Raw genomic sequence first — 11,993 nt, forward strand, 5'->3', positions numbered from 1 at the left:
ACTCGCCCCGCCGCTACCCCTGCCGCGCCACGTCCGCGCACAGGATGCTCGGCCAGCGGGCGAGGTCGGCCGGCGTGCGGGCCACCTCCAGAGTCGAGTCCGGGAGAAGATCCAGCAACGCCTCCGCCGTGGACACCGGGTGCCCGGGATCGTCGATCCAGGCGAGAATCGTTGCGGGAACGTCGATCTTGGCGACCTCGTCGGGGTCGGGCAGGTCGCTCAGCGCGGCTCCTCGGAACAGCGACGGAAGCAGGTGCTCGGCGACGTCCGGCACGGTCTCCGGGGTTCCCGCGGTTGCAGGCGGACGCGACTGCGACAGGTCCGCTCGGAGGAACGCGTCGAGTCCCTGCTCCTCGATGACCCGGGCATTCTGCCGGTAACTCTCTGCCTTGGCCGCGCGCGTTTCCCATGCGGTCGCCGGCACCATCAGGGTGAGGCCACTGAACCGCCCCGGATCCCGGACCGCCGCGTGCAGCAGTGTTCCGGTGCCCATCGACGGGCCGACGCCGTGGACCTGCTCGCCGGGGAACCAGTGGTCGAGCAGTCGCAGCAGGTCGTCGGCGAGGACCTCCCAGCGGTAGTCCTCCGGCACCGCGCGGCCGGTCGAACGGCCGTGCCCGCGCGCGTCGTACCTGAGGAGTCGGGTCCCGCTCAGTCCACGCCCGAGATCGAGATCCATCAGGCGGTCGCGATGGCGGCTGGAGGTGAGGCCGTGGAGTTGCACAACCGGGTGGCCACCCTCGTCGCTCAGCTCCACGTCCAGTTCGGCTCCCGGAACACTGAAGGTCGGCACGGCGGCTCCTTGGTCGGTCGTCGCTGAGGAAGGCGCCTAGGATACCGCCATGCGGCTCACGAACGTCGCGCACCTGCGCCTTCCCTTCGGTCGGCTGCTCGGCTACGACGTGACAGCCGGACAGCCGGGCCGACCCCTGCCCGTCTCCTTCGACCAGGGACGCCACGTCGGTGCGGGCGACCGTGCCGGATCCTGGATGGCCTTGTCCTTCAGGCTCTCCGAGCCGGTGTCACCCGACGATCTCGCGACCGCGTGGCTGGCGGTGATCGCGCGGCACGGCACGTTGCGGTCGGTCTTCGTGCCCGGAGACGACGGTGAGCCGAAGTTGTACGAGGTCGAAATCACACCCGGCCGGTGGGTCGAGCACTCGATCGCGCCCGGCCAGGCGGTCAACGATGCCCTGCGGGACGTGCTCGACCGCGCGTGCTCGCCGTACACCCGTCCGTCGCACCGGCTGTGCATGCTCGAGACAGCGGACGGACCGACGGTGGTGATCGCCGCCGACCACTCGCACGTCGACATGTGGTCGATGCTGGTGCTCGCCCGCGACCTGCTCGCCGCACTCGCAGCGGTCCACGAGGGCCGTGAACCGGCATTGCCGACGGCACCGGCGTTCGCCGAGCACACCAGCGCGCTTCGCGACCGCCCGACCGCACCCGACGACGTACGCCGCCGCTGGGCCGAGGTCCTCGCGGCCAGTGGCGACGTGATGCCGCGGTTCCCGCTGCCGCTGGGCGAGGAGACGCTGCATCGCGAACGCGTGGAGGTGCGCGACGTGCTCGACGTCGACGACAGCGCTGCCTTCGGGGCGCAGGCCAAAGACGACGGCGTCTCGACCCTCGCCCTGGTGGTGGCGGCGATGACCGACGTGACCCTCGAGCTGGCCGGCTCTCCGTTGCGGGCGGTGTTCCCGGTGCACAGCCGGTACGACGCCACGTGGCACGACTCCGTCGGCTGGTTCATCACCAATTCGGTGCTGGAATCGGCCGTCCCCGAGCCCCGCGCCGCCGCGGAGGCGGTCAAGGAAGCGGTGGGGATGGGGTCTTGGCCCCTCGAGGACGTGCTGCGTCCGTGGGGTGGGATGCCCGAGGCGCCGGGGATGTTCGCGATCTCGTGGCTGGATCTGCGCCGGTTACCGGTCCGGGTCGACGCGACCGGGCTGGAGGCGCAGTACGTCGGCGCGACGATCCGCACCGACGGCGTGATGCTGTGGTTCATCCTCGACGAGTCCGGCTTGCACCTGCGCTGCCGCTACCCCGACACCTCCGAGGCCCGGCTGAATGTCGGCAATTGGCTGGACACGCTCATCGCCCGCTTGCGGTCACGAGCGCGGGAATCGGTCGGGGGACGGCTGAGTGTCGGCGACCGGACGTACCGGGTGACGCGCGCCGCCCGCGTGGACGTGCCGGCGCTGGTCGCGCTCCTGTCCGGCGACACCGGCCGTGAAGGCGCCGAGATCGCGCGGTACGAGGAGGCGTACGACGCGGTGACCCGGGACTCCGCGCACTACCTGGCCGCGGTGCGCGACGAGGACGATCGGATCGTCGGCACCATGCAGCTCTCCATCGTTCCGGGGCTTTCCCGCGGCGGTGTCACGCGGATGCAGATCGAAGGGGTCAGAGTGGCGCCGTCCGAACGTTCCCGGGGTGTCGGCACCGCGATGCTCGAGTGGGCGCACGGGCACGGCCGACAGCGTGGGGCGTCGCTCGCTCAGGTCACCGCGGACCGGGTCTGCGAGCGGGTCTGTACGTTCTTCGCGCGGCTCGGTTACGACAGCACTCACGTCGGGCTGACGCGGGAACTGTAGACGTCCGGACCGCGGCGGTACGGCCCCGAGTGAGCGCCGAGTGGCACTCTCGAATCATGTCCACGTCTGCCGCGCCCCCGTCGGTCCTGCTCGTCGAGGACGACGCGCGCCTCGCGGATCTGCTCGTCGAACTGCTCACGGACGAGGGCTACCGCGTCGATGTCGCCGGTGACGCCCAGGCCGGTCTGCAGCTGGGCTTGACCGGCCGGCACGACGTCGTCGTCCTCGACCGGGGCCTGCCGGGACGCGACGGTATCGAGGTGCTGCGTGCGCTGCGGCGGCGCGGGGTGGGCACACCGGTGCTCGTTCTGACCGCCCGGGGCACACTCGGGGATCGCGTCGAGGGACTCGACGCCGGTGCCGAGGACTACCTCGTCAAGCCGTTCGAGATCCCCGAGCTGCTCGCCCGGCTCCGGGCTCTGCGGCGTCGCCGGTTCGACGGGGCCGAACAGTTGCCGGTGGCAGGTCGTCGACTGGATCTCGCGAGCCGGACGGTGATCGGGGACGACGGGGTGGTCGAGCTATCGGCGAGCGAATGTGCGCTGCTGGCAGTGCTCGCCGCGGCTCCCGGTCAGGTCTTCACGCGAGGGCAACTCCTCGACGCCGCGTTCGGTGCCGCCGGTGCGCTGGGGACCGTCGACACCTACGTCCACTACCTGCGTCGCAAGCTCGGACCCGATGTCGTGCGAACCGTGCGCGGCGTCGGATACCGGCTCGGCTCCCGATGAGAACACGACGGCGCGGTCGCCCTCCGACCCTCGCGACGCGACCGGCCGCGGTGATCGGGGACGAGCACCTGCTGCGCCGCGCGGGTCGGCTCGCAGCGCTGCAGTCCGCGATCGCCCTCGCTCTCGTTCTGCTGGTTGTCGGCGTCGCCGTGTTCCTCGTCGACAGCCGCGTGCAATCGCGTCAGATCGACACTCAGCTGCGGTCGATCGTCGCGACCGCCGAGGACGTCGACGATCCTCCGCCCGGCACGGTGATCGTGCTCCGGGACCACGACGGAGCCACCGAGGCCGGCCCCGGCGCCCCGCCGCGGGCCCTGGAGTTGGTGGATGCCCCGAACGGTTTCGTCGAGTTCCGTGACGGCGACCGGCACTTCCGGGTGCTTGTCGCCGACAACTCGTACGGACGCGCCGTCGTCCTTCTCGACCTGGAACCGTTCGAGGCCGGGCGGGATCGACTGCTGACGGCGCTGGCCCTCGCCGAGTTCGCCGGCATCGCGGCCTCGACGCTGGTCGTCTTCCTGCTGACCCGAAGGTCCATCCGGCCGCTCTCGCAGGCGCTTTCGCTGCAGCGTCGATTCGTCGCCGACGCCTCCCATGAGCTGCGGGCGCCGCTCACCGTCCTGCACACCCGGGCGCAGCTGCTGGCGCGCCGGGCCGGCCGCCTCGAGCCGTCCGAGGTGTCCCGGCAGCTCGAGGGGCTGGTGGACGATACCCGAGCACTCTCCGAGCTCGTGGAGGATCTCCTGCTCTCGGCGTCGTTGGAGTCCGGCCCGGACGCCCGCGAACCGGTCGACACGGCGGACATGTGCGAAGAGATCCGCGACAGCGTCTCGGCGCACGCGCAATCCCTCGGTGTCACTGTCGACTTGGAACGAGACACCGCGACGGCAGTGGTGTCGGGATCCCGTCCGGCCCTGCGGCGTGCGGTGCACGGACTCGTCGACAATGCCGTCACTCACGTCCGGCCGGGCGGACGTGTCACCATCCGCGTCGCTGCCGATGCCGAGTATGCCCGAATTACGGTGACAGACACCGGCATCGGCATCCCTCCTCAGCAGATGCAGCGGCTGTTCACGCGGTTCGCGCACGGACCGGACCGGCCCGGGGGGCCGCGCCGATACGGTATCGGCCTCGCCCTCGTCCGAGAGGTGGCGGAGGCTCACGGCGGCCGGGTCCTGGTCGAATCGCGAGAAGGTCACGGAGCCAGCTTCACGCTCGAACTACCTGTCGATTCCCAGAAAGCTCCAAGAATTCGCCCCTAGTCTGGCGCCCGATCGCACACATCTCGACGAAGGCGAGTAAGCATGGGCCCCACAACGTTCAACGGAATGCCGATCCACCCGCTGCTGGTGCATTTCGTGGTGGTGCTGGTTCCGTTGTCGGCGCTGCTCCTGCTGTTGTCGGTATGCTGGCCGGCCGCCCGGCGCAGGCTCGGGGTCATCACGCCGACAGTTGCGTTCGTGTCCCTCGTCCTTGTCCCGCTGACAACTCAGGCGGGCGAGTGGCTCGAGCACCGGACGCCGCGCGATCCGCTGGTGGAGACCCACGCCGAGCTGGGCGACCAGCTCGTCTACTGGTCGGCCGGGCTGTTCCTGGTCTCGTTCGCGTGGTGGGCGATCCACCAGTCCCGGGTCCGCGCGTGGTGGGCGAAGCGCGCGGGTTCCGCACCGACACAGGTGTCCCGGGTGCTTGCGATCGGGTTCGCCGTCGTCGGGATCGTTCTCGCGGTTGGATCCGTCGTCCAGGTCTATCGGGTCGGTGACAGCGGCGCTGCCGCGGTCTGGAACAACCCGGAGGATGCCTCGGCGACGCAGGATCGGTGACCGCGGCGGTTCCACCCCCGTGACGCCGCTGGGCACCGGTTCCCGTTGTGGTCGGCTGCATGTTCGGTCCGGCCCATCTCGGGCGGGTCTTCGCGAAATCGACGCGGAACAGATTGTCGTGGACGGGGAGCATGGAAGTGGACGAACGGTCCCGCGGCGCCCCGAAGGAGCGTCGCCGAGCGGGAGGAGTGGATCTCGATGATGTTCTGGTACGGCGACGGCATGAGCGGCTGGGGCTATGTCCTCATGACCGTCGCGATGGTGCTGTTCTGGGCGCTCGTGATCGCGGGGATCGTCCTGTTGGTGCGAGCATTGAGTCCGGGTCCGCAAGTGGGACCGCCTCCGGTCCCGCCGCCTGTTCCGGAACCGACCCCGGAGAGCATCCTGGCAACACGCTTCGCGCACGGGGAGATCGACGAGGACGAGTTTCGGCGTTGTCTCGAGGTTCTGCACTCGCACCGGCCGGGGCACCCGTCCACGTGACAACCGCCGAGCAGTGTTCAGGGCGTCGACGAGCCGGTCGTTGTGCACGTGCCGGGCGCAGACCACACGCGTCTTGCCGGACGCTCGGGTGATCGGGCTGGTCCCGGCGTAGTTCTTCCGTGCCTTCGCACCGACGTAACGACCGGGGGCGTCCCCGAACTCGGTGAGCACCCGGGCACCGAGAACGACCCCGAGACCGGGCTGGCCGAGCAGGATCTCAGCGTCCGGGTGCCGGCCGAAATGAGTGGCCGCGCACTTCTCGAGGTTCGCGATCTCGCTGTTCAACGTGGCCGAGGTGGCGTACACCTCTCGCACGTGTTGCACGCGTGTTCGCTCGCGGTGCGCCGGATGAAGAACGGTGGCCGCGGCGGCAGCATCGTCAACCTCTCGACCATCGAAGCGCACCGGGCCGCATCGGGTTTCGCCGTCTACTCCGCTACGAAGGCCGCCGTCGAGCAGTTCGCCCGAACACTCGCGGTCGAGGTGGCGCCGGACCGCATCCGCGTGAACAACGTTGCGCCCGAATTCGTTCCGACACCGAACCTCGAGCGGCTCGCGGCGGGGGAGCACGCCCTGGCCGATCCGCGCAGTGCGGCGATCGCGATTCCGATGGGGCGCGTCGGACATGTCCACGACATCTCCAACTGCGTCGTGTTCCTCGCGTCGGGACTGTCGTCGTTCATCACCGGCACGACGCTGCATCCGGACGGCGGAACCCTCGCGTCGTCCGGATGGTTCAACTGGCCCGGGCACGGCTGGGCGAACTATGCGCCCGCCGATGTCCTGGAACGGACCCTGGAAGGGGACAGTTAGGGCCGCATCCCGGCCAGCATGATCGACACCAGGCGGGGGACGAGGTCGGGTGCGACGGCGCGGATGGCCGCGGGCTGGGGGCGGGTGATCATGCCGATCCCGAGAACGAGTTCGAGCGCACCCAGATCCGCGCGGACCGCGCCCGCGGACCGGGCGGCGGCGAGCACGTCCTCGACCCCGGCGAGCGTGATTTGCTGCGCCCGGCGCACCGACTCCGGCAGTTCGTGCGCGACGTACTCCGTCAGAGCGCCCGACAACGCCCCGAGATCCAGTTCGACGAGTCGCTGCACGTAGTTCGTCCAGGCGGTGTCGGGCGCCGCATCGAACGCGTCGAGGGCATCGGCCGCCGCTGCTTGCATGTCGCCGAGGATCGCCAGCGCCACCTCGTGGGCAAGCGCGCTGCGTGATTCGAAGTTCCGGTACAGGGTGGCGATGCCGACGCCTGCGGCCTCGGCGATGGTCTCCAACGCGACGTCGCTGCCGTGGGCGGCGAACAACCGTCGTGCCTCCCGGACGATTGCCTGACGACGCTTCGCGGCATCGGAACGCATCTGTAACTCCTCGGGCGCTCGGTCCTGACGGGCGTTCTTGACATCCCATTCTAAACGGAGGATTATTCTCCACATAAGTGGAGGATCTTCATCCGGTTCAACACCGGGGCAGAAGGACGAGGGAATGACACAGATCGACACGGAGTCCCCGGCGGCAGCCGAGGAGGGCGCTTCCGGACGCACCCGAAACCCCGCCGCCATGCTGCTCGCCATGTGTGCCGGCCTCGGCGTGATCCTGGTTCTGCTCCTGATGGTCTTCATCCTGCCGTCGCTCGAGAGCGGCGCCCACGATCTGCAGGTGGGGGTGGTGGGAACCGATACCGCCCAATTCGAGCAGGCCCTCGGCGCGGCCGCCCCGGATGCATACGAGCCGCAGCGTTTCGAGTCGGACGAGGCTCTGCGCGACGCGATCCGCAATCGCGAGGTCGTCGGCGGGTTCGTCGTCGACGGCGGCAACGTCCACGCTCTGGTCGCCAGTGCCGGTTCGTCCGCCATCTCCGGATCGCTCACCGGCACCGCGCAGACCGTGGCCCGCGCGACCGGATCCGCAGTGACGGTCGAGGACGTCGTTCCGCTGCCCGCGTCCGATCCCACCGGCATCGGCATCGGCGGACTCGCGTTCCCGCTCGTCTTCGGCGGCATCGTCCCGGTCGTCGCGTTCCGGAAGATCTTCCCGCGTAGCAATGCGTGGTACCTCGCGGGCCTGATCGGCTTCGCCGCGCTCGGCGGTATCGCAGTTTCCGCCGTGCTCACCCACTGGTTCGGCAGCATCGAATCGAGCATGTGGCCGGTCGCGGCGGCCCTCACGCTGGGTATCGCAGGGCTCGCCCTTCCGCTGGCGGGTCTTCAGAAGGCGTTCGGTGCCAAGGGATTCACGCTCGGCGCCATGACGATGATGTTCCTCGGCAACCCCCTGGCCGGCATCGCCACCACCTCGGCGTGGCTGCCCAGCGGGCTCGGCACGTTCGGCCAGATCCTGCCGCCGGGTGCAGCCGGAACCCTGGTCCGCTCGGCCGCCTACTTCGACTGGGCCGGCGGGGCAACGGCCGCATTGACTCTCGTGACGTGGGTCGTCGTGGGCCTGGCGCTCTACGCCGTGGGCGCGCGTCGCGCACCCGCCGAGGCGCAGGCCTGACACCTGCCCGACCCGGATTCGGCCGGACGCCTCACGGGCGTCCGGCCGAATCCGTTCAGGTTGCGTTCGTCCGTTCGGGTGCTCGCCAGACGTCGCCGACGCCACGAGGTCCCACTCCTCGGTCGAGAGCGACGAGCAGAACCGCGCAGCCGAGACCCGACAGGGCGGCACCCGTGCCGAACAGAGCGGGATAACCGAGCAGTTCACCGACCGCGCCCGCCGTGAAACCGGCGATGCCCTGGACGACCACGATCGCGCACGCCATCAGCGTGTAGTCGCTGCCCGCGTGGTCGCGATCGGCGGCGTCCATCATGAGCGTGAACACCGCCACGGTCGCGGCGCCGCCGAGGACGTGCTCGGCCAGGCTCGCCGAGACGATCAATCCGAATCCGCCGACCCCGAGCGAGGCGACCAGATACAGCGCCACGCTCGCGGTCTGGGTCACGCCACCGATCAGCAGAGCCCTCCGCCGGCCCCACCGTGAGCACATCCACGCACCCAGTGCCGCACCCGCGAGTGCACCGACCGACGACAGGACGCCCTTGATCAGCGCGATCTGCCCGAGGGACAGACCCGCGTCGGACATGAAGGGGCCGACCATCGCCGACCCCATCGAGTCTCCGAACTTGAAGCCGCCGATGAGCAGGATGAAGACGATCATCCCGGGCCGGCGCAGACGCGTCCACCACCCGGCCGCCAGCCGTACCGGGGTCGCCGGCTCCTGAACGCTGCGTACCGACGCCTGCGGCATCGTCCACACGGGGATCGTCGTCAGAAGCAGCAGCCCGGCCATCGTGACGAACAGCGCTCGCCATCCCGCGATGGAGAACAGCCACAGCAACGCACCGCCGCCCACGATCATCCCGATTCGGTAGGCGCCCGCCTGAATTCCGTTGCCGACACCGCGCTCTCGAGGGCTCAGCAGCTGCACTGCGAGCCCGTCGGTGGCGATGTCCTGGGTCGCCGACACCGCATTGACGACCGCGATCCCAACCAGGAGCCAGCGCAGCGACGACTCGAGGTCCAGTGCCGCCATCGAGAGGGTCACCGCCGCCGACAGCAACTGCAGCGTCAGCAGCCATCGGCGTCGAGTGCCGTAGTGGTCGACGTACGGCGCCCACAGGAACTTCAGCGCCCACGGTGCGAACAAAACTCCGGTCGCGCTGATCGCGATCAACGAGAATCCGGACTCCCGGAGCACCACGGGCAGAGCCTGGGTGAAGAAGCCGAACGGCAGGCCCTGCGCGAAATACAGGGCAGCGAGCAGCACCATCGTGGACACAGGGATCGTGCCCAGCCGGGCCACTGATTTCATGGGCACATCCTGGCAGAGCCGTCGCCGCGGGCGACTCGACGGGCACGTCGCCGTCGCCGATTCGCCCGGGTTGCCAGGCAGTCGCAGCACCCGAGCCGCAAGGTTGCCTCGACGTTACGACTTTCGCCGACCTCCGGCGCGGCCGCAATCGGTCGGATACGGTCGGGGGCACACCGGATATGCGAAGAACGGATGCCGATGCCGCTGTACGAATTCCGATGCGCCGACTGCGGTTCCTTCGATCTCTCGATGTCGATGAGCGAGGTCGGGCCGGCCGCGCCCTGTCCCCGTTGTTCCCGATCGGCTCCGCGTCTGCTCGGCGCGCCGCGCCTCGGTCGTGGCGGATCGGCGGCGATGCGTGCACACGATGCGGCAGCGCGGACGGCGTCCGAACCCGGCGTCGTATCGGGTGCACTGCCGGGGAGCTCGCGGCGACCGCCGCGGCCCGTTACGACGGATCCCCGGCACCGCTTGCTTCCTCGCCCCTGAAGTTGCCGATCAAGGAGGTTTCGTGCCCGACGTCATCTTCCCCCTCGATTCGACCCGCCGCTTCACCGACCAGGACAAGATCGGTCACAACCGCTGGCACCCCGACATCCCGCCCGTCGCGACCGTGAAGCCGGGGGACTCGTTCCGGGTGCACTGCCGGGAATGGTTCGACGGGGCGATCCACAACGACGACTCGGCCGACGACATCCGCAACGCGCCGCTGCACACCGTGCACGCACTCTCGGGTCCGTTTGCCGTGGAGGGCGCGAAACCCGGCGATCTGCTGATCGTCGACATCCTCGACGTCGGCCCGATCCCGCAGGAGGACTCCGGCCCGCTCGCCGGTCAGGGCTGGGGCTACACCGGGATCTTCGCCAAGCCCAACGGCGGCGGCTTCCTCACCGATCAATTCCCGGACGCGTACAAGGCGATCTGGGACTTCTCCGGACAGAAGACGACGAGTCGCCACGTCCCGCACGTGTCGTTCACCGGCATCGTGCATCCCGGGCTGATGGGGACGGCCCCCTCGCACGATCTGCTCTCGACGTGGAACACGCGCGAAGCCGCGCTGATCGCCACGGATCCGGATCGGGTGCCGCCGCTGGCACTACCGCCCGAGCCGGACGGCGCGATCCTCGGCAGCCTCACCGGTGCGGATTTCGACCGGGTCGCAGCAGAGGCGGCACGGACCGCGCCGCCGCGCGAGAACGGCGGCAACCAGGACATCAAGAACCTCACCAAGGGGAGTCGGATCTTCTACCCGGTGTTCGTCGACGGCGCGAACCTGTCGGTCGGCGACCTGCACTTCTCCCAGGGCGACGGCGAGATCACGTTCTGCGGGGCCATCGAGATGGGCGGCTTCATCGATCTGCGCGTCGACCTCATCCGGGGAGGCATGGAGACCTACGGGGTGAGCGAGAATGCGATCTTCATGCCGGGTAACACCGACCCGCAGTTCTCGGAATGGCTCGCGTTCTCCGGCACCTCGGTCACCCTCGACGGCGAACAGCGCTACCTCGATTCCCAATTGGCATACCAGCGGGCATGCCTGCACGCGATCGACTACCTCACGAAATTCGGATACAGCCCGGAACAGGCATATCTGCTGCTCGGCGCGGCACCGATCGAGGGAAGATTGTCGGGGGTCGTCGACATCCCCAACTCCTGTGCGACGGTGTACATTCCGACGACGATCTTCGACTTCCCCGTGAAGCCGACGGCGGACGGCCCGGTGCGGATCGATCCGGGTGTGGGAGCACCGCATTCGCCCGCATGATCGGCGTCGCCGTGCCGGTCAGAGGAAGGCCGGCGGATCGTAGCGCGGTTGGAACAGCAGGATGTCGTCGGCCCCGGGTACCGCAACATCGACGGTGAGGCCGTAGCCGTCGTCGCGTACCTCACGGGTGAATCGTGCACCCTTCGAGGACAATTCGGCCATCGTCGCTTCGAGGTCGTCACACATCAGCGAGATCGAATGCTGCCGCGGCGAGGAGTACTCGACGCCTTCGTGGACGCCCGACGTCGGGTGGACGCCGAGTTCGGACGGTCCGGTGCGGAAGATGAGCCAGCCGCCACCGGTATCGACGGAGAGGAACCCGAGGATGTCGCGGAAGAACGCGCGGGTCGCGTCGGGGTCGTCGGAGTAGACCAGAGTGTGTACGCCGGTGATCATCGGTTCACGGTACGGCCGGAAGCGCGCTCTCGCTGCCGGAATCGTGTATCCGCAGGTCAGGTGTGCGGCGCGGTCAGGTGTGCAGCATGGTCAGTCGACCGGCGACGTGGACCTCGTCTTCCACCACGACCACAATGCGGTCACGATGATCGCGCCCGCGATCGAACCGATGATGCCGCTGGGGCGCAGCGCCAGACCGTCGCCGGCGAGCAGGCTGATGATCAGGCCACCGACGAACGAACCGCCGACACCGGCAACGAACGCCAGGGTCCAGTCGATTCCGGACTTGGACTTGCCCACGACGAGCTGTGCGACCGCGCCGACGAGCAATCCGAACAGGATGATCCCGATGATCAGCATGCCGGGAGTATAGGCAGCAAAACC

At 69.1% G+C, this 11,993-nt stretch carries 14 protein-coding genes and 1 pseudogene; 9 read left to right on the top strand and 6 right to left on the bottom strand.

Going from position 1 to position 11,993, the window contains the following annotated elements:
* Positions 1-13: 13 nt before the first annotated feature.
* A complete protein-coding gene (locus M1M07_RS08530) occupies positions 14-793 on the bottom strand; it encodes an alpha/beta fold hydrolase (protein WP_248673867.1) in 780 nt (259 codons plus the stop codon).
* A gap of 49 nt (positions 794-842) precedes the next feature.
* On the opposite strand from M1M07_RS08530, the gene M1M07_RS08535 reads away from it, so the two are divergent.
* The 5 genes from M1M07_RS08535 to M1M07_RS08555 all read left to right on the top strand — a co-directional run bounded on the left by M1M07_RS08535 (position 843) and on the right by M1M07_RS08555 (position 5,634).
* Positions 843-2,600 (top strand): GNAT family N-acetyltransferase, encoded by a 1,758-nt coding sequence (locus M1M07_RS08535; protein ID WP_197257950.1) that lies wholly within the window; start codon positions 843-845, stop codon positions 2,598-2,600.
* Positions 2,601-2,656: 56 nt separating this feature from the next.
* Positions 2,657-3,328, top strand: coding sequence for a response regulator transcription factor (locus M1M07_RS08540; protein WP_197257952.1), 672 nt, complete (start codon positions 2,657-2,659; stop codon positions 3,326-3,328).
* Complete coding sequence (locus tag M1M07_RS08545) at positions 3,325-4,590, top strand: sensor histidine kinase KdpD (RefSeq protein ID WP_197257954.1); 1,266 nt, start codon at positions 3,325-3,327, stop codon at positions 4,588-4,590. The genes M1M07_RS08540 and M1M07_RS08545 overlap by 4 nt, the downstream gene beginning before the upstream one ends.
* Before the next feature lie 42 nt (positions 4,591-4,632).
* Positions 4,633-5,151, top strand: a complete 519-nt coding sequence (locus M1M07_RS08550) for a DUF2231 domain-containing protein (RefSeq protein WP_197257956.1) — start codon at positions 4,633-4,635, stop codon at positions 5,149-5,151.
* A 198-nt stretch (positions 5,152-5,349) separates the two neighbouring features.
* The gene (locus M1M07_RS08555) at positions 5,350-5,634 is read left to right on the top strand and encodes an SHOCT domain-containing protein (protein ID WP_197257958.1); all 285 of its coding nucleotides are present in this window, start codon (positions 5,350-5,352) and stop codon (positions 5,632-5,634) included.
* A 15-nt stretch (positions 5,635-5,649) separates the two neighbouring features.
* Here the strand turns inward: M1M07_RS08555 and M1M07_RS08560 are convergent.
* Positions 5,650-5,925, bottom strand: a pseudogene (locus M1M07_RS08560) (transposase); the annotation flags it as partial.
* Positions 5,926-5,949: 24 nt separating this feature from the next.
* Here M1M07_RS08560 and M1M07_RS08565 point away from each other — a divergent pair.
* Positions 5,950-6,447, top strand: a complete 498-nt coding sequence (locus M1M07_RS08565; RefSeq protein ID WP_248673868.1) for an SDR family oxidoreductase — start codon at positions 5,950-5,952, stop codon at positions 6,445-6,447.
* On the opposite strand, the gene M1M07_RS08570 is transcribed toward M1M07_RS08565, so the two are convergent.
* Entirely contained in the window at positions 6,444-6,998 is a 555-nt protein-coding gene (locus tag M1M07_RS08570; protein WP_197257960.1) for a TetR/AcrR family transcriptional regulator, read from the bottom strand. The genes M1M07_RS08565 and M1M07_RS08570 overlap by 4 nt on opposite strands.
* A gap of 124 nt (positions 6,999-7,122) precedes the next feature.
* On the opposite strand from M1M07_RS08570, the gene M1M07_RS08575 reads away from it, so the two are divergent.
* Complete coding sequence (locus tag M1M07_RS08575) at positions 7,123-8,133, top strand: ABC transporter permease (RefSeq protein WP_197257962.1); 1,011 nt, start codon at positions 7,123-7,125, stop codon at positions 8,131-8,133.
* Positions 8,134-8,188: 55 nt separating this feature from the next.
* On the opposite strand, the gene M1M07_RS08580 is transcribed toward M1M07_RS08575, so the two are convergent.
* The gene (locus tag M1M07_RS08580; protein ID WP_248673869.1) at positions 8,189-9,448 is read right to left on the bottom strand and encodes an MFS transporter; all 1,260 of its coding nucleotides are present in this window, start codon (positions 9,446-9,448) and stop codon (positions 8,189-8,191) included.
* A 198-nt stretch (positions 9,449-9,646) separates the two neighbouring features.
* Here M1M07_RS08580 and M1M07_RS08585 point away from each other — a divergent pair, with 198 nt between their 5' ends.
* Positions 9,647-9,937 (top strand): FmdB family zinc ribbon protein, encoded by a 291-nt coding sequence (locus M1M07_RS08585; RefSeq protein WP_197257964.1) that lies wholly within the window; start codon positions 9,647-9,649, stop codon positions 9,935-9,937.
* A gap of 22 nt (positions 9,938-9,959) precedes the next feature.
* Complete coding sequence (fmdA, locus tag M1M07_RS08590) at positions 9,960-11,213, top strand: formamidase (RefSeq protein WP_197257966.1); 1,254 nt, start codon at positions 9,960-9,962, stop codon at positions 11,211-11,213.
* Positions 11,214-11,231: 18 nt separating this feature from the next.
* On the opposite strand, the gene M1M07_RS08595 is transcribed toward fmdA, so the two are convergent.
* The gene (locus tag M1M07_RS08595; RefSeq protein ID WP_197257968.1) at positions 11,232-11,609 is read right to left on the bottom strand and encodes a VOC family protein; all 378 of its coding nucleotides are present in this window, start codon (positions 11,607-11,609) and stop codon (positions 11,232-11,234) included.
* A gap of 90 nt (positions 11,610-11,699) precedes the next feature.
* Entirely contained in the window at positions 11,700-11,969 is a 270-nt protein-coding gene (locus M1M07_RS08600; protein ID WP_197257970.1) for a GlsB/YeaQ/YmgE family stress response membrane protein, read from the bottom strand.
* Positions 11,970-11,993 lie beyond the last annotated feature (24 nt).

Origin of the sequence: Rhodococcus sp. HM1 (assembly GCF_023218075.1) — a bacterium.
In the GTDB taxonomy this organism is placed as follows: Bacteria; Actinomycetota; Actinomycetes; order Mycobacteriales; family Mycobacteriaceae; genus Rhodococcus.

Excerpts from the sequence above, each read along its gene's own strand:
- M1M07_RS08575 (WP_197257962.1), top strand. The coding sequence starts at position 7,123 with ATGACACAGATCGACACGGAGTCCCCGGCGGCAGCCGAGGAGGGCGCT.
- M1M07_RS08540 (WP_197257952.1), top strand. The coding sequence starts at position 2,657 with ATGTCCACGTCTGCCGCGCCCCCGTCGGTCCTGCTCGTCGAGGACGAC.
- M1M07_RS08550 (WP_197257956.1), top strand. The coding sequence starts at position 4,633 with ATGGGCCCCACAACGTTCAACGGAATGCCGATCCACCCGCTGCTGGTG.
- M1M07_RS08600 (WP_197257970.1), bottom strand. The coding sequence starts at position 11,969 with ATGCTGATCATCGGGATCATCCTGTTCGGATTGCTCGTCGGCGCGGTC.
- M1M07_RS08545 (WP_197257954.1), top strand. The coding sequence starts at position 3,325 with ATGAGAACACGACGGCGCGGTCGCCCTCCGACCCTCGCGACGCGACCG.
- M1M07_RS08570 (WP_197257960.1), bottom strand. The coding sequence starts at position 6,998 with ATGCGTTCCGATGCCGCGAAGCGTCGTCAGGCAATCGTCCGGGAGGCA.
- M1M07_RS08580 (WP_248673869.1), bottom strand. The coding sequence starts at position 9,448 with ATGAAATCAGTGGCCCGGCTGGGCACGATCCCTGTGTCCACGATGGTG.
- M1M07_RS08585 (WP_197257964.1), top strand. The coding sequence starts at position 9,647 with ATGCCGCTGTACGAATTCCGATGCGCCGACTGCGGTTCCTTCGATCTC.
- M1M07_RS08555 (WP_197257958.1), top strand. The coding sequence starts at position 5,350 with ATGATGTTCTGGTACGGCGACGGCATGAGCGGCTGGGGCTATGTCCTC.
- M1M07_RS08535 (WP_197257950.1), top strand. The coding sequence starts at position 843 with ATGCGGCTCACGAACGTCGCGCACCTGCGCCTTCCCTTCGGTCGGCTG.
- M1M07_RS08595 (WP_197257968.1), bottom strand. The coding sequence starts at position 11,609 with ATGATCACCGGCGTACACACTCTGGTCTACTCCGACGACCCCGACGCG.